The sequence below is a fragment of the Herbiconiux sp. 11R-BC genome (genome assembly GCF_049472555.1).
GTDB lineage: Bacteria > Actinomycetota > Actinomycetes > Actinomycetales > Microbacteriaceae > Herbiconiux.
The window spans coordinates 161321-176817 of the sequence record NZ_JBCEBO010000003.1 but is presented as its reverse complement, the minus strand read 5'-3'; the positions used below and the strand labels follow the sequence as shown (position 1 = coordinate 176817).

Below are 15497 nucleotides of genomic sequence, written 5' to 3'. Positions count from 1 at the left end.
GCCCGCGAAGGTCCATGCTCCCGGCGTCAACCGGCGTCAGTCGTCGAGATCGGGCGGGAGGTTCGCCTCGGTGCCGGGGATGCCGAGATCGACAGCCTGCTTGTCGGCCATCGCGAGAAGACGGCGGATGCGGCCGGCGATCGCGTCCTTCGTCATCGGCGGGTCGGCATGGTGGCCGAGCTCGTCGAGGCTCGAGTCGCGGTGTGCCAGACGCAGCTCGCCGGCGTACTTCAGGTGGTCGGGGATGTCGTCGCCGAGGATCTCCATGGCGCGCTCGACGCGCGCGCACGCGGCGACCGCGGCCTGCGCGGAGCGGCGCAGGTTCGCGTCGTCGAAGTTCACGAGGCGGTTGGCCGTGGCGCGCACCTCGCGGCGCTGGCGCATCTCCTCCCACTTCTTCACGGTGTTCGGGGCGCCCATCACGGCGAGCATCTGGGCGATGGCCTCGCCGTCGCGGATGACCACACGGTGCACCCCGCGCACCTCCCGCGCCTTTGTGGCGATGCCGAGGCGCGAGGCCGCGCCGACGAGGGCCATGGCGGCCTCGTTGCCCGGGGCGGTGACCTCGAGCGCGGCGGAGCGGCCGGGGTCGGTCAGTGATCCGCTCGCGAGGAAGGCCCCGCGCCAGACCGCGGCGAGCTCGTCGCGCCCGCCGGTGGTGAGGCGGTTCGGGAGGCCCCGGATGGGCCGGCGGCGCGCATCCAGCAGCCCAGTCTGACGGGCGAGGGTCTCTCCCCCGTCGAGCACGCGCACGAGGTAGTAGCCCTCACGGCGAACGCCGGAGGGAGCGATTCCCGACACGTCGCCCTTCACGCCGTAGAGCTCCGCGAGGTCGCGCAGCACGCGCTTCACGATGTCGGGGGTGTCGAGCTCGGCCTCGATCGCGATGCGCGAGGAGATGAGATGCAGCCCGCCCGCGAACCGGAGCACCGTCGCGAGCTCAGCGGCCCGCACGGTGGTCTTGCTGACCACGACATGGGCCAGTTCGTCTTTGACGTCGGCGGTGAGAGCCAAGATGGAAACCTTCTTCTACTACTGATCGGTGGTGCACGTGCGGTTCACCGGTGGAGGCGGCCTCGCCGCCGCCCACCGGCTGTGTCGTCATTCGCGACCGAGGTCGCGATGCTTGACGTTGACGACGACGCCAGGGAATTCGGCGATCTTCTCGGCCAGTTCACGGGCGATCGCGACCGAACGGTGCTTGCCTCCCGTGCATCCGATGGCGATCGTCGCGTGCCTCTTGTTCTCGCGCTGGTAGCCGGCGAGAACGGGTTCGAGAGCCTTCGCGTAGGCCTCGACGAAGTCGCGCGCTCCCGGCTGGCCGAGTACGTATTCTGCCACGTCGGCGTCGAGACCGGTGTGCGCCCGCAGCTCCGGCACCCAGAACGGGTTCGGGAGGAAACGGGCGTCGGCGATGCCGTCGGCGTCGGTGGGGGCGCCGTATTTGAAGCCGAAGCTCATCACGGTCACCTGCACGCCGGCGGTGTCGACGCTGGAGAAGCGCTCCTGCACCACCGTGGCGAGCTGGTGGATGTTGAGATCGGAGGTGTCGATGATGATGTCGGCCGACTCGCGGATGGGGCTCAGGCGCGACCGCTCGGCACCGATCCCGTCGAGCAGGGTGCCGTTGCCCTGCAGCGGATGCGGGCGCCGCACCTGCTCGAAGCGGCGCACGAGCGCCTGGTCGGTGGCCTCGAGGAAGACGACGCGCAACTGGATGCCGCCCCGGAGCGCCTGCAGGATCTCCTGCAGGTCGGAGAAGAAGTCGCGGCCGCGCACATCCACCACCGCGGCGATGCGCGGGAGCGTCGAGCCGGCGCGCTCGGCGAGGTCGACGAGAGGGCGCAGCATCTGCGGCGGCAGGTTGTCGACCACGTACCAGCCCAGGTCTTCGAGCGCGTTCGCGACGGTCGACCGCCCGGCTCCGGACATGCCCGTGACGATCAGGACTTCCTGCTGCTGGGTCGTGTCGGGGGCCATCGTGCGCTTTCGCTTCGAGATCGGGAGGTTCTTCTAGCCTATCGAGTGGCTTCGGCCGCCGGGGCGGCTGCGCACCCGATCACTGGCTCAGCACGGTGTGGATGGACTCGGCCAGCACCGGCCCGATGCCCTTCACCTCGGCGATCGCGGCGGCATCCGCCTTCTTCAGCTCGGCCACCGAACCGAAGTGACGCAGCAGCTCGCGCACCCGCGACGGACCGAGACCCGGAACCTCGGTGAGCACCGAACCGATGTCGCGCTTGCGCCGGTTGCGCTGATGGGTGATGGCGAAGCGGTGGGCTTCGTCGCGGATGCGCTGGATCATGAAGAGCGCCTCGCTGCCACGCGGCAGGATGACCGGGTAGTCGGTGTCGGGGAGCCACACCTCCTCGAGGCGCTTGGCGATGCCGGCGAGGAAGATGCCCTGCACGCCCGACTCCTCGAGCGCCCGGGCCGCCGCGTTCACCTGCGGCTGGCCGCCGTCGACGATGAGCAGGTTCGGGGGGTAGGAGAACTTCTTGCGTTTGGTGGGCTCGACGGGGCCCTCGCCGCTCTGCAGCACCTGGTCGTCGAGGTCGTCAGGCTCCTGCTTGAGGTAGGCGAGGCGACGGGTGATGACCTGGTAGATCGACTCGGTGTCGTCGGTGGAGTCGGCGATCGAGAAGCGGCGGTACTGGTCTTTGCGGGCCAGCCCGTCTTCGAAGACCACCATCGAGGCCACGATGTTGGTGCCCTGCAGGTGCGAGACGTCGTAGCACTCCATGCGCAGCGGCGCATCGGTCATGCCGAGCGCCTCCTGGATGTCGGTGAGCGCCTGCGAGCGGGCGACGAAGTCGGAGGAGCGCCGGGTCTTGTAGAGCATGAGGTTGTTCTTGGCGTTCATCGTCGCCGTCTGCATGAGCGCCGCCTTCTCGCCACGCTGGGCGGTGTGCAGGCTCACTTTTCCCGCGGAGCCGTCGCGCTTGGGGCGCCGCTCCCCCAGCCAGGTCTCGAGCTCGTCGGCGTCGTCGGGCAGGGCGGGCACGATGATCTCGCGCGGAGGCACCTCGCCGTCGTAGGCCGTCTGCAGGATCGAGTCGACGAGTTCGCCGGTGTCGACGTCGATCTCCTTGTCGACCGTCCAGCTGCGCTCCCCCCGGATGCGCCCGCCGCGCACGATGAACTGCTGAACGGATGCGGCCAGCTCGTCGTGCTCGATGGCGAAGAGGTCGGCGTCGACCCCGTCGCGCAGCACCACCGCGCTCTTGGCCAGCACGGCCTCGAGCGCCTGCAGCTGGTCGCGGTACCGCGCGGCGGACTCGTAGTCCTGTCTCTCGGCGGCCGCGCGCATCCGCTTCGTCGCCGCGGTCACGAAGCGCTTGTCGCCGCCCGCCATGAAGGCCACGAAGTCGTCGACGATCGCCCGGTGCTCCTCGATCGTGACCCGGCCGGAGCACGGGCCGCCGCAGCGCCCGATCTGGCCGGGGAAGCACGGCCGCCCGGTCTGTATGGCGTGCTTGTAGCTCGAGTCGGAGCAGGTGCGGATGGGGAAGGCCTTGATCATCAGGTCGATGGTGTCCTTCACCGCCCAGATCTTCGGGTACGGACCGAAGTACCGGGCCCCCTTGATGCGGTGGTTGCGTGTCACCATCACCCGCGGTGCCTCGTCGCCGAGGGTGATCGCGAGGAAGGGATAGGTCTTGTCGTCGCGGAACTTGACGTTGAACGGCGGGTTGAACTCTTTGATCCAGGTGTACTCGAGCTGCAGCGACTCCACGTCGGAGGCGACGACCGTCCACTCCACGCCGGCCGCGGAGGTGACCATCCGGCGGGTGCGCTCGTGCAGGCTGCGCAAGGGCGCGAAGTAGTTGCTGAGGCGCGCCCGGAGGTTCTTCGCCTTGCCCACGTAGAGCACGCGCCCGGAGGCGTCCTTGAAGCGGTAGACGCCCGGTTGCGTGGGGATCTCCCCGGCCTTCGGGCGATAGGAAAGCGTGTCTGCCATGTCTCCTCAATTCTCGCATCCGGCGCCGACACCGGGTGCCTCTACGATCGAGAAGCGGTGCGCGCTGAGCGGACGGCGTTCGAGAAGGAGCAGTGCGATGGGTGCGAGGGACAAGAAGCCGGGCAGGATGCACGGGGCGGGGCCGGCGGCGGGGTCCGGTTCGGGAGCGGCGGTCACCGCGACGCTGCTGGCGTTCGAGCGGTGGTACACCCGGCACGCGGCCGAGGGCGGACACGCGCATCCGCCGGCCGCCGAGGTGTCGGCTCTGCTCAAGCGGCTGTTCGCGCTCAGCGCCGGGCGGCTCCGTCAGCCCGCGGTGCCGGTGCTCGAGTCGCTGCTGGGCGCGGTCGAGGCCGAGCCCGAGCTCGCGGCGCGGCTGCCCGAGGTGATCGAGACCCTCGAGCACTACCTCGACTTCGCGGTCGACACCGGCGCCTGGCAGGCCGGCGACGCGCAGATCGACGCGAGCGCCGAGTTCCTGGAGGTGGCCTACGAGGTGAGCACCGGGCTGCTGCTGTTCCTCATCGACGCCCTCGACGACGTGGCCGACGTGCCGCCCGCCCAGGAGCGCGCGGCCCTCGGTGCTCTCGCCGCCCCGTTGCGCAGCGCCGACCAGCTCATCGTGCGGTTGCGCGGGCTGCTCGACGATGCCGACCCGCTCTCCGTGCCCGGCGCGCTGACGCTCGAACGTGTCCTCGGCGTGCTCAGCGTCGCGGCGTCGCCCGGCCTCCTGCCGGGCGCCTCCACGGAGGAGATCGTCCGGATGCTCGACACGGCGGCGGGCGTCTCGCCCGAGGAGGCTGCCGCGGCAGACGCCCCGACCGCCCGGATGCTCGCCACTCTGGAGCGCGAGGGTCTCGTCGCGACTCCCGCGGGAGCGTCCGGGGTGCGCCCGGTGGCCGCTCCGGCGTTGCGGGCGGCGCTGGCCGATGCGGTCATCACCATCGCCGACGAACTCGGGCTGCTCGACGACGAGAACCCGCACCCGTCCGGTACGGCCCTCGAGGTGCAGGTCTCCACGGTCGGCTCCGAGCCCGCCTCCTGGCGCCGCCTGCTGCTCGCCGCCGATTCCGACCTCGGCGGGCTGCACCTCGCCATCCAGCTCGCGTTCGACTGGGAGAACGACGAGCGGCACGAGTTCACGTCGGCGACGGACCCCGAGGTGGTGTTCACGGCCATCGACCCGCTCGACGAGGCACCGGATGACGAGTCCGTCGCCGACGAGAACGAGGTGGAGATCGGCGAACTACTCGTCGAGCCCGGCGACGAGGTCACCTACGTCTACGGCGACGACCAGCCGCGGCGGCTGGTCGTCCGGCTGGATGCCGTGCAGGATCCGTCGGAGACGTCGGCCGGAGCCGCTGCTTCCGCCTCGCCGTCTCCCGTGCTCCCTCGCTGCACCGGCGCATCCGCCGGCCTCGACGTCGCCGAGATCGACCGCCAGCTCGCGCCGCTTCGCCTGCGCTGAGTCGCCCGAGCCCGTCGGGAAGCATCGATCAGTCGCAAACGGCCCCCATCCGCAGAGGAGAGGGGCCGTTTGCGACGGGTCGAATGCAGGCTAGCGCCGCTTGACCGGGGCCGGCAGGATCTCACGAAGGAAGTGCCCGGTGTGGCTCGCCTCGATGGTGGCGAGCTTCTCGGGGGTGCCGCTCGCGATGATCGTGCCGCCGCCCGAGCCGCCCTCAGGGCCGAGATCGATCAGCCAGTCGGCCGACTTGATCACGTCGAGGTTGTGCTCGATGACGATCACGGTGTTGCCCTTATCGACCAGGCCGTTCAGCACGAGCAGCAGCTTGCGCACGTCTTCGAAGTGCAGACCCGTGGTCGGCTCGTCGAGCACGTAGACGCTGCGGCCGTTGGAGCGGCGCTGCAGCTCGGTGGCGAGCTTGACGCGCTGCGCCTCGCCGCCGGAGAGCGTGGTGGCGCTCTGGCCGAGTCGCACGTAGCCGAGACCCACCTCGACGAGCGTCTTCAGGAAGCGGTGGATGGCCGAGATCGGCTCGAAGAAGTCGGCCGCCTCGCTGATCGGCATGTCGAGCACCTCGGCGATGTTCTTGCCCTTGTAGTGGATGCTCAGCGTGTCGCGGTTGTACCGCGCTCCGCCGCACACCTCACAGGCCACGTAGACGTCGGGCAGGAAGTTCATCTCGATCTTGATCGTGCCGTCGCCCGAGCAGGCCTCGCAGCGGCCGCCCTTCACGTTGAACGAGAACCGGCCGGCCAGGTAGCCGCGGGCCTTCGCCTCGGCGGTCTCGGCGAAGAGATTGCGGATGCGGTCGAACACACCCGTGTAGGTCGCCGGGTTCGAGCGCGGGGTGCGGCCGATCGGGTTCTGGTCGACGTGCACCACCTTGTCGAGGTTCTCGAGGCCGGTGACCTTCTTGTGCTTGCCGGGGAGCTTGCGGGCGCCGTTGAGCTGGTTGGCGAGCACCCGGTACAGGATGTCGTTGACCAGGCTCGACTTGCCCGAACCGCTCACACCCGTGACGGCCGTGAAGACGCCGAGCGGGAAATCGGCGTTGACGTTCTTGAGGTTGTTCGCCTCGGCGCCCAGCACCGTCACCATCCGCTTGCGGTCGATCGCGCGTCGCTTCTTCGGCACCTCGATCGACTTGCGGCCCGAGAGGTAGTCGCCGGTGAGCGAGTCGGTGTTGGCCAGCAGCTCCTCATAGTGGCCCGAGTGAACCACGGTGCCGCCGTTGACGCCGGCACCCGGACCGATGTCGACGATCCAGTCGGCGGTGCGGATGGTGTCTTCGTCGTGCTCCACCACGATGAGGGTGTTGCCGAGGTTCTTGAGCTTCACGAGGGTCTCGATCAGCCGGCGGTTGTCGCGCTGGTGCAGGCCGATCGACGGCTCGTCGAGCACGTAGAGCACGCCGGTGAGGCCCGAGCCGATCTGGGTGGCGAGACGGATGCGCTGGGCCTCGCCGCCCGAGAGCGATCCGGCCGCGCGGGCCAGGTCGAGGTAGCTGAGGCCCACTTCGATGAGGAAGTCGAGGCGCGCCCGGATCTCGCGAAGTACCTGCGCACCGATCATCGCCTCGCGGTCGGTGAGCGTCAGGGTTCCCATGAACTGCTGGGCGTCGCCGAGGCTGAGCTCGGAGACATCCGCGATGCTGTGGTCGTTCACCGTGACCGCGAGCACTTCGGGCTTCAGCCGCTTGCCGTCGCAGACGGGGCAGTTGACCTCGCGCAGGTACTCGCTCCAGCGCACGCGCTGGGAGTCGCTCTCGGCCTGCACGAACTGGCGCTCGATGTAGGGCATCACGCCCTCGAAGCCCGAGGTGTAGCTCATCTCACGGCCGTAGCGGTTCTTCCACTTGACCTTGACCTCGAAGTTGTTGCCGCGCAGGATCGCCTCCTGCACCTCGGGCTTGAGCTTCTTCCAGGGCGTGTTCAGCGAGAAGTCGAGGTCGCGGGCGAGGCCGTCGAGCAGCTTCTCGTAGTACTGGAAGAGGCCCTTGCCCTGCGTGGTCCAGGGGATGATGACGCCCTCGTTGATGCTGAGGTCTTCGTCGCCGAGCAAGAGGTCTTGGTCGACCGACATCCGCGTGCCGAGGCCGGAGCACTCGGGGCAGGCGCCGAACGGGGCGTTGAACGAGAAGGTGCGCGGCTCGATCTCGGTGAGCTGGATGGGATGCTGGTTGGGGCAGGAGAGCTTCTCGGAGAAGGTCTGCCAGGCTTCGGGGCCGTTCTCGTCGACGAAGTTGATCTGCACCAGGCCGTCGGTGAGGCGCAGGGCCGTCTCGAGCGAGTCGGTGAGGCGGCCCAGGATGTCGGGGCCGGCCACCAGGCGGTCGATGACCACCGAGATGTCGTGCTTGTACTGCTTCTTGAGCGTGGGCGGCTCGCTCAGCTGGATCAGCTCACCGTCGACGATCGCGCGGGAATAGCCGCTCGCGCCGAGCTCCTTGAAGAGGTCGACGAACTCGCCCTTCTTCTGCGAGACCACCGGGCTGAGGATCTGGTAGCGGATGCCCGCCTCAAGCTCCATCAGCTGGTCGGCGATCTGCTGCACGGTCTGCGCCGCGATGACCTCGCCGCAGATCGGGCAGTGGGCGATGCCGATGCGCGCCCAGAGCAGGCGCATGTAGTCGTAGATCTCGGTGATGGTGCCGACGGTCGACCGGGGGTTGCGGTTGGTGGACTTCTGATCGATCGAGACCGCGGGGCTCAGGCCCTCGATGAAATCGACGTCAGGGCGGTCGACCTGGCCGAGGAACTGGCGGGCGTAGGCACTGAGGCTCTCGACGTAACGGCGCTGGCCCTCGGCGAAGATCGTGTCGAAGGCGAGGCTCGACTTGCCCGAGCCGGAGAGGCCGGTGAACACCACGAGCGAGTCGCGCGGGATCTCGATGCTGACGTCGCGGAGGTTGTGCACCCGGGCGCCGTGCACACTCAGCTTTCCGGCGGTGTGGAGGGGCTTCACGGGGAGGGAATCAACGTTTTCTACGCTCGTAATCGACACCCCGAAAGTCTATGTCGACCCTCCGACACCGGCTTCCGATTACGCTCACGGCGGCATCCCAACACCCGAAACGACGGAGGAATCGGGGCTGAGACGGAAACGACGGAGTGCGCATCCGAATTGCGCACACGCCTCCGTCGTTTCGGGCGGTCACCGCGGCCGTGCTCAGGCGATGTGGCCGGCCTTCTCCATCTGGCGGAGCTCGCGCTTGAGCTCGGCGACCTCGTCGCGCAGGCGCCCGGCGAGCTCGAACTTGAGCTCGGCGGCGGCCTCGAGCATCTGGCCGTTGAGGTCGGCGATGATCGACTCGAGGTCGTTGGCGCCGGCGGCGGCGATTCCCTCGCGGCGGAGGTTCGGCGTGGGGCTCTTCTTGCCGCGCCCGGAGCGGTCGCGCAGCAGCTCGGCGGTGTCGGCGCCCTCACGGGCGAGCGCCTCGGTGATGTCGGCGATCTTCTTGCGCAGCGGCTGCGGGTCGATGCCGTGCAGCGTGTTGTAGGCGACCTGCTTCTCGCGCCGACGGTCGGTCTCGTCGATGGCCAGCCGCATCGAGTCGGTCATCTTGTCGGCGTAGAGGTGCACCTCGCCCGACACGTTGCGCGCCGCGCGCCCGATGGTCTGGATGAGCGAGGTCGACGAGCGCAGGAAGCCCTCCTTGTCGGCGTCGAGGATGGCGACGAGCGACACCTCGGGCAGGTCGAGGCCCTCGCGCAGCAGGTTGATGCCCACGAGCACGTCGTAGACGCCCTGGCGCAGTTCGGTGAGCAGCTCCACACGGCGCAGGGTGTCGACATCCGAGTGCAGATACCGCACCCGCACACCGGCCTCCGTGAGGAAGTCGGTGAGCTCCTCCGCCATCTTCTTCGTGAGCGTGGTGACGAGCACGCGCTCGTCTTTCGCCGCGCGGATGCGGATCTCCTCGAGCAGGTCGTCGATCTGCCCCTTCGAGGGCTTGACGATGAGCGTCGGGTCGATGAGTCCGGTGGGGCGGATGATCTGCTCCACCACGCCGTCGGCGATGCCCATCTCGTAGCGGCCGGGCGTCGCCGAGAGGTAGACCGTCTGGCCGACGCGGTCTTTGAACTCGTTCCACTTCAGCGGACGGTTGTCGAGGGCGCTCGGCAGGCGGAAGCCGTGGTCGACCAGGGTGCGCTTGCGCGAGGAGTCGCCCTCGTACATGGCGCCGATCTGGGGCACCGTGACGTGCGACTCGTCGATCACCACCAGGAAGTCGTCGGGGAAGAAGTCGAGAAGGCAGTGCGGGGCCTCCCCCGGCTGGCGCCCGTCGATGTGCCGCGAGTAGTTCTCGATGCCGGAGCAGAAGCCGATCTGCTCCATCATCTCGAGGTCGAAGGTGGTGCGCATCCGGAGTCGTTGCGCCTCGAGGAGCTTGCCCTCGCGCTCGAGCACGGCCAGGCGGTCGTGCAGCTCGGTCTGGATGGTCTCGATGGCGCGGTGCATCACCTCGGTGTCGGCCACGTAGTGCGAACCGGGGAAGACGGCGACGCTCTCGAGCTTCTTCACGATGTCGCCGGTGAGCGGATGCAGGCTGTAGAGCCCCTCGATCTCGTCGCCGAACATCTCGATGCGGATGGCGAGCTCTTCGTACATCGGGATGATCTCGATGGTGTCGCCACGCACCCGGAAGTTGCCGCGCGAGAAGTCGACGTCGTTGCGCTGGTACTGCATCGACACGAAGCGGCGGATCAGCTTGTCGCGATCGATGCGCTGCCCCACCTGGAGGGCGATCATCGCCTTGAGGTACTGCTCGGGCGCACCGAGGCCGTAGATGCACGACACCGTCGACACCACGATGACGTCGCGCCGCGAGAGCAGCGAGTTCGTGGTGGAGTGCCGCAGCCGCTCCACCTCGGCGTTGACCGAGCTGTCCTTCTCGATGAAGGTGTCGGTCTGGGGCACGTAGGCCTCGGGCTGGTAGTAGTCGTAGTAGGACACGAAGTACTCGACCGCGTTGTTGGGCATCAGCTCGCGGAACTCGTTCGCCAGCTGCGCCGCCAGCGTCTTGTTGTGCGCGAGCACGAGCGTGGGCCGCTGCACCTGCTCGATCAGCCAGGCCGTGGTGGCCGACTTGCCTGTTCCGGTGGCGCCCAGGAGCACCACGTCGGTCTCGCCGGCGTTGATGCGGCCCGCGAGTTCGGCGATGGCGGCCGGTTGGTCTCCACTCGGCGTGTATTCACTGATGACCTCGAAGGGGTGTACAGAGCGAGTGGGTTCCATGCATTAAGTTTAGGGAGGGCCGCCGACATCAGGGTCGGTGCTCGCTCTCAGCGTCATCGCCGGCCGACCGGCGGCGCCGTCCACCACCTCACCACCACCTCGAGGCAGAGAACACATGAGAATAGGCATCCTGACCAGCGGCGGCGACTGCCCGGGTCTGAACGCGGTCATCCGGGGCGCGGTGCTCAAGGGCACCGAGATCAACGGGCAAGAATTCGTCGGCTTCCGAGACGGCTGGCGCGGTGTCGTCAACGGCGACATCCTGCCCCTCGAGCGCAGCAACGTGCGCGGCATCGCGAAGCAGGGCGGCACCATCCTGGGCACCTCCCGCACGAACCCCTTCGAGGGCAACGGCGGCCCCGAGCGCATCCAGGAGATGCTCGACGCCAACGGTATCGACGCCATCATGGCCATCGGCGGAGAAGGAACCCTCGCGGCTGCGAAGCGACTGACGGATGCGGGCCTCAAGATCGTGGGCGTGCCGAAGACGGTCGACAACGACCTCGACGCCACCGACTACACCTTCGGCTTCGACACCGCGGTGGAGATCGCCACCGAGGCCATGGACCGACTGCGCACCACCGGCGACTCGCACAGCCGCTGCATGGTGGCCGAGGTGATGGGCCGGCACGTGGGCTGGATCGCGCTGCACTCGGGCATGGCCGCGGGCGCGCACGCCATCCTCATCCCGGAGCAGAAGACGAGCATGGACCAGGTCGCCCGCTGGGTACAGAGCGCCGCCGACCGCGGTCGTGCGCCCCTCGTCGTCGTGGCCGAGGGTTTCATGCCCGACCATGAAGACGACGCGCACTCCGAGCGCGGCCTCGACGCCTTCGGCCGTCCCCGCCTCGGCGGCATCGGCGAGCGTCTGGCTCCAATGATCGAGGAGCTCACCGGCATCGAGACCCGCGCCACCACGCTCGGGCACATCCAGCGCGGTGGCGTGCCGACCGCCTATGACCGCGTTCTCGCCACGCGCCTGGGCATGGCGGCCTCCGACATCGTGAACGAGTCGGCCTGGGGCCAGATGGTGGCGCTGCGCGGCACCGAGATCGTCACGGTCGGCTTCGAGGAGGCCCTCGGCAAGCTCAAGGTGGTGCCGCAGCACCGCTACGACGAAGCGGCGATGCTCTTCGGCTGACGCGTCAGATGCATCCGTGCGCTTCTGTTGGCGGATGCAGAAACGGCGGGGACTGACGCCCTATTCGACGTCGGTCCCCGCCGTTTCTGCATCCTTCAACCGAAAAGCTCGCGGAAGCGCATCATGTCCCCTGGCCGGAGCTGCGCCGCCCGGTCGACGGCAGCCTCGGTGAGCACTCCGATCACGGGGTAGCCGCCCGTGACCGGGTGGTCACGGTGGAACACCACGGGCTGACCGCTCGGCGGAACCTGCACCGCGCCCGCCACCATGCCCTCGCTCGGCAGCTCGCGGGCATCGTCGAGCCAGGAGATCGCCGCTGTCGACGTGGTCGCTGTGGTCGCCGTCTCGAGCCGGATGCCGACGCGGTTCGAGTCGGCGCCCACGGTCCAGGTGGTGGCGAGCAGTGTCGACCAGCCGGATGCGCCGAACCAATCGTCACGCGGTCCGCGGGTCACCTGCAGCACGGCCGGTCCCTCGCCGGGGAGCGCCGGCGGGATGACCGTGGCCTCGGGCCACCCGGCCATCGTAGGGTGGTCGCCGGCCGCCTCGGGGTCGTGCGGGAGTAGGAGTCGGGCGCCGGACGCACGGGCTGAATCGGGTTCGTCGGCGAGCGGGAGCCGGGCGCCGGGCACGAGAGGCCGCGGTCCGAGGCCGCTCAGGATGTCGGTGGAGCGGCTGCCGAGAACCGCATCGACCCCGATTCCGCCGCGCACCGCCAGGTAGTTGCGGAGGCCCGTGGTGGGCGGGCCGAGCAGCACACGGTCACCGGCGAGCAGCGCGAGCGAGCATCCACTGGGCTGCTCGACCGGCGCTCGGCCCGGCCGCACGTGGAACACGGATGCCGCCGCCCCGGTCACTGCCACCAGCATCGCCCTGAGAGCCCTCACCTCGAGCCCGCCGAACACCGTCTCGATGGCCGCCGCGTGTGCCGGGTTGCCGACGAGCCGGTTCGCCGCGGTGAAGGCGCCCCGGTCGGCGGCTCCGGAGGCGGTGACGCCGAGGTGCGCGAACCCCGGCCGGCCGAGGTCCTGCAGGAGAGCCAGCGGGCCGGTGGCGAGCACCTCGAGCGCGGCGCGGCCGTCCTCGCTCATGGCGAGAGCTCCTCGGTGTGCCGGTCGTCGTCCCCGCCGTCCCGGCCGTCGGCAGCCCCGGGTCGCTGCCTCGAGCGACGTTCCCCCGCGCTGCGGCGTGCGGAGCGCCAATGGCGCGGGGCCGAAGCGGTAGGGGCCGCCTCGCTGCACTCAGACACGCACGAACCTCACCCGTGCACCGGGCGCCAGCAGTGCCGGGTCGGGGAGGGCGGCGTCCCAGAGCGTTGCCGAGGTGGTGCCGATGAGCTGCCAGCCCCCAGGAGACTCACGCGGGTAGATGCCGCAGTACCCGGCGGCGAGGCCGACCGAGCCGGCGTGCACCACCGGGCGCGGCGTGACCCGGCGCGGCACGGTCAGGCTCTCGTTCTCGCCGCTGAGGTAGGCGAATCCGGGGGCGAAGCCGATGAAGGCGGCCGTCCAGAGCTGCCCGGTGTGAGCGGCGATCACCGCGTCGACGGATGCGCCCGTGAGCTCGGCCACCGCGGCCAGGTCGGGGCCGTCGTAGCGCACCGCGATCTCGATCGGCTCCGCCGCCGGCTCGGAGGCCGGTGGCGCGACGAGGCGCGGGCCGCCGTCACCGGGCGTGCCGGCCCGCGCGGCGCCGACCTCCGGGCCTGTGCCGGCCAGGCGCAGAGAGGACATCGCCGCCGCGAGCCACACCCGGGCGGACGCCGGCGAGAGCACCGCCGGATCGAACTGCACCAGCACGGTGCGCGCTGCCGGCACGATCTCCACCACCCCGGCCGGCGCCGCGCCTGCGCCGCGTGTGGCACCCGGTCCCGCCGAGCCGTGCGGCTCGCCGGCCGTGCTGCGCGCTCGAGCAGCAACCATCCCGTCCCGCGCGGCACCCGGGTCACGTGTCGTGCCGAGCTCGTGCCATCCGTCCGGCGAGCCGGCCGGGCGGTTCGCTCGAGCAGTGACCATCCCGTCCCGCGCCGCACCCGTGTCACGTGTCGTGCCGAGCTCGTCCCATCCGTCCGACTCGCCTGGCTCGCCGGCCGCCGAGCTCGCTCGCGCAGCGACCGGCCGGCCCGGCGCGTCGGGCCCGCCGACCGCGGCGGAACCGGAGGGCGCGCTCGGGCCGGCCGGCTCGCTGCCGGTTCCGGCGTCGCCGCGTAGACGTCGGTAGAGCGCGAGCGTCGACCGCGCGTCCGGGAGCTCGGCCAGCAGGGCCGCCTCCCCCACCGGCAGGATGGTCATCGCGCCGAGAACGCCGCGATCGTGAGCCCGGCGGCCTCGAGTCGGCGGCGCAGTACGCGGGCGATCGCCACGGCGTCGGCGGTGTCGCCGTGCACGCAGATGGTCTCGGCCGAGACGGCGATCTCGGTGCCGTCGACCGCCGTCAGGATCCCCTCGGTCGCGAGGCGCAGCATCCGCTCGGCGATCTCCTCCGGGTCGTGCAGCACTGCACCGGGCCGGGTGCGGGGCACGAGGGTCCCGTCGGCGAGGTAGGCGCGGTCGGCGAAGGCCTCGGGCACGAAACGCAGCCCCTCGGCTTCGGCGATGCGGCCGAACTCGGAGTCGGGGAGCCCGACCACGGAGAGCGTCGGGTCGATCGCCACGATCGCGTCGACGACCGCCGCCGCCTGTTCGTCGTCGTGCACGATGCGGTTGTAGAGGGCGCCGTGGGGCTTCACGTACCGCACCCGGGTGCCGGCGGCAGTCGCAAGGCCTTGCAGCGCTCCGATCTGGTAGATCACGTCGGCCGTGAGATCGGCGGCCGGGATGTCCAGGGCCCGCCGCCCGAACCCCCGCAGATCGGGGTAGGAGACCTGCGCCCCCACCGCCACTGCGCGGTTCGCCGCGAGCCGCACGGTGTCGAGCAGGGTGGTCGGGTCGCCGGCGTGGAAGCCGCAGGCCACGTTCGCGCTCGTCACGAGCTCGAGCATGGCGGCGTCGTCGCCGAGCCGCCAGGCGCCGAACGACTCGCCCAGGTCGGCGTTCAGGTCGATGCCGGTCATGCCCGCCGCGCTTCCCGGAGAAGGCGCTCCCAGGCCGCGTCGACCTGCGCGAGCGTCTCGTCGAGGGTGCCCCCGGAGTCGATCACGACGTCGGCCAGGGCACGGCGCTCGGCATCGGAGGCCTGCGACGCGATGCGCCGCTCGGCCTCGTCCCGGGGCATCCCCCGCAGCGCGATCAGGCGCTCGACCCGCTGCTCGGCGGGGGCCTCCACCACCACCACGAACTCGAACAGGCCGCCGCGGCGCCCGCCGCTCTCGGCCAGGAGGGGCACGTCGTAGACGACCACCGCATCCGGGTCGGCGGCGGCGGTCTCGGCGAGGCGCTGCTTCAGCAGGGCCGCGATGGCCGGATGCGTGATGCCGTTGAGATCGAGCCGTGCGGCTTCGTCGGCGAACACGATGGCGCCGAGTGCCGGCCGGTCGAGGCTGCCGTCGGGTGCGATGACGGAGGCGCCGAAACGGTCACGGATCGCGGCCAGCCCCGGGGTGCCGGGCTCCACGGCCTCGCGCGCGAGCTGGTCGGCATCGATCGTGACGGCACCGAGCTCGCGCAGACGCTTCGTCACCGTCGACTTGCCTGCGGCGATTCCCCCGGTGAGTGCGATCACGAACACCTGCTCATGCTAGCGGGGCTTGA

Annotated in this window: 11 protein-coding genes; 2 read left to right on the top strand and 9 right to left on the bottom strand. The window is 70.1% G+C overall.

The annotated features are described in order from the left end of the window. Positions 1–36 precede the first annotated feature (36 nt). From whiA to uvrC, 3 genes are all read right to left on the bottom strand, one after another. Positions 37–1014 carry a DNA-binding protein WhiA gene (whiA, locus tag VD659_RS09280; RefSeq protein ID WP_423260816.1) on the bottom strand — a complete coding sequence of 326 codons (978 nt, stop codon included), beginning with the start codon at positions 1012–1014 and terminating at the stop codon, positions 37–39. Between the two features lie 87 nt (positions 1015–1101). Continuing rightward, the gene (rapZ, locus tag VD659_RS09275; protein WP_137835701.1) at positions 1102–1980 is read right to left on the bottom strand and encodes an RNase adapter RapZ; all 879 of its coding nucleotides are present in this window, start codon (positions 1978–1980) and stop codon (positions 1102–1104) included. A 79-nt stretch (positions 1981–2059) separates the two neighbouring features. Further along, positions 2060–3961, bottom strand: coding sequence for an excinuclease ABC subunit UvrC (gene uvrC / locus VD659_RS09270; protein ID WP_423260815.1), 1902 nt, complete (start codon positions 3959–3961; stop codon positions 2060–2062). Positions 3962–4058: 97 nt separating this feature from the next. Here uvrC and VD659_RS09265 point away from each other — a divergent pair, with 97 nt between their 5' ends. Further along, positions 4059–5429, top strand: coding sequence for an IS1096 element passenger TnpR family protein (locus VD659_RS09265; RefSeq protein WP_423260814.1), 1371 nt, complete (start codon positions 4059–4061; stop codon positions 5427–5429). 90 nt (positions 5430–5519) lie between these two features. Here the strand turns inward: VD659_RS09265 and uvrA are convergent, their stop codons facing one another. Together uvrA and uvrB are read right to left on the bottom strand one after the other, a co-directional pair. After that, the gene (uvrA, locus tag VD659_RS09260; protein WP_423260813.1) at positions 5520–8393 is read right to left on the bottom strand and encodes an excinuclease ABC subunit UvrA; all 2874 of its coding nucleotides are present in this window, start codon (positions 8391–8393) and stop codon (positions 5520–5522) included. A gap of 204 nt (positions 8394–8597) precedes the next feature. Beyond that, a complete protein-coding gene (uvrB, locus tag VD659_RS09255) occupies positions 8598–10667 on the bottom strand; it encodes an excinuclease ABC subunit UvrB (protein WP_423260812.1) in 2070 nt (689 codons plus the stop codon). A 115-nt stretch (positions 10668–10782) separates the two neighbouring features. On the opposite strand from uvrB, the gene VD659_RS09250 reads away from it, so the two are divergent. Beyond that, positions 10783–11808: a 6-phosphofructokinase gene (locus VD659_RS09250; protein WP_423260811.1), complete on the top strand. Its 1026-nt coding sequence runs from the start codon at positions 10783–10785 to the stop codon at positions 11806–11808. A 95-nt stretch (positions 11809–11903) separates the two neighbouring features. On the opposite strand, the gene VD659_RS09245 is transcribed toward VD659_RS09250, so the two are convergent. The 4 genes from VD659_RS09245 to coaE form a co-directional block, all read right to left on the bottom strand. Further along, complete coding sequence (locus VD659_RS09245) at positions 11904–12899, bottom strand: biotin-dependent carboxyltransferase family protein (RefSeq protein ID WP_423260810.1); 996 nt, start codon at positions 12897–12899, stop codon at positions 11904–11906. A 150-nt stretch (positions 12900–13049) separates the two neighbouring features. Next, on the bottom strand, positions 13050–14099 hold the full coding sequence (locus VD659_RS09240; RefSeq protein WP_423260809.1) for a carboxyltransferase domain-containing protein: 1050 nt from the start codon (positions 14097–14099) through the stop codon (positions 13050–13052). After that, complete coding sequence (locus VD659_RS09235) at positions 14096–14860, bottom strand: LamB/YcsF family protein (RefSeq protein WP_423260808.1); 765 nt, start codon at positions 14858–14860, stop codon at positions 14096–14098. The genes VD659_RS09240 and VD659_RS09235 overlap by 4 nt, the downstream gene beginning before the upstream one ends. Next, entirely contained in the window at positions 14857–15474 is a 618-nt protein-coding gene (gene coaE, locus VD659_RS09230; protein ID WP_423260807.1) for a dephospho-CoA kinase, read from the bottom strand. Before coaE ends, VD659_RS09235 begins: the two co-directional genes overlap by 4 nt. Positions 15475–15497 lie beyond the last annotated feature (23 nt).

What these genes read in the sequence shown, in the direction of transcription:
- rapZ (WP_137835701.1), bottom strand. Translation starts at nt 1,980, where the DNA reads ATGGCCCCCGACACGACCCAGCAGCAGGAAGTCCTGATCGTCACGGGC.
- uvrC (WP_423260815.1), bottom strand. Translation starts at nt 3,961, where the DNA reads ATGGCAGACACGCTTTCCTATCGCCCGAAGGCCGGGGAGATCCCCACG.
- VD659_RS09265 (WP_423260814.1), top strand. Translation starts at nt 4,059, where the DNA reads ATGGGTGCGAGGGACAAGAAGCCGGGCAGGATGCACGGGGCGGGGCCG.
- uvrB (WP_423260812.1), bottom strand. Translation starts at nt 10,667, where the DNA reads ATGGAACCCACTCGCTCTGTACACCCCTTCGAGGTCATCAGTGAATAC.
- VD659_RS09250 (WP_423260811.1), top strand. Translation starts at nt 10,783, where the DNA reads ATGAGAATAGGCATCCTGACCAGCGGCGGCGACTGCCCGGGTCTGAAC.
- VD659_RS09245 (WP_423260810.1), bottom strand. Translation starts at nt 12,899, where the DNA reads ATGAGCGAGGACGGCCGCGCCGCGCTCGAGGTGCTCGCCACCGGCCCG.
- VD659_RS09240 (WP_423260809.1), bottom strand. Translation starts at nt 14,099, where the DNA reads ATGACCATCCTGCCGGTGGGGGAGGCGGCCCTGCTGGCCGAGCTCCCG.
- VD659_RS09235 (WP_423260808.1), bottom strand. Translation starts at nt 14,860, where the DNA reads ATGACCGGCATCGACCTGAACGCCGACCTGGGCGAGTCGTTCGGCGCC.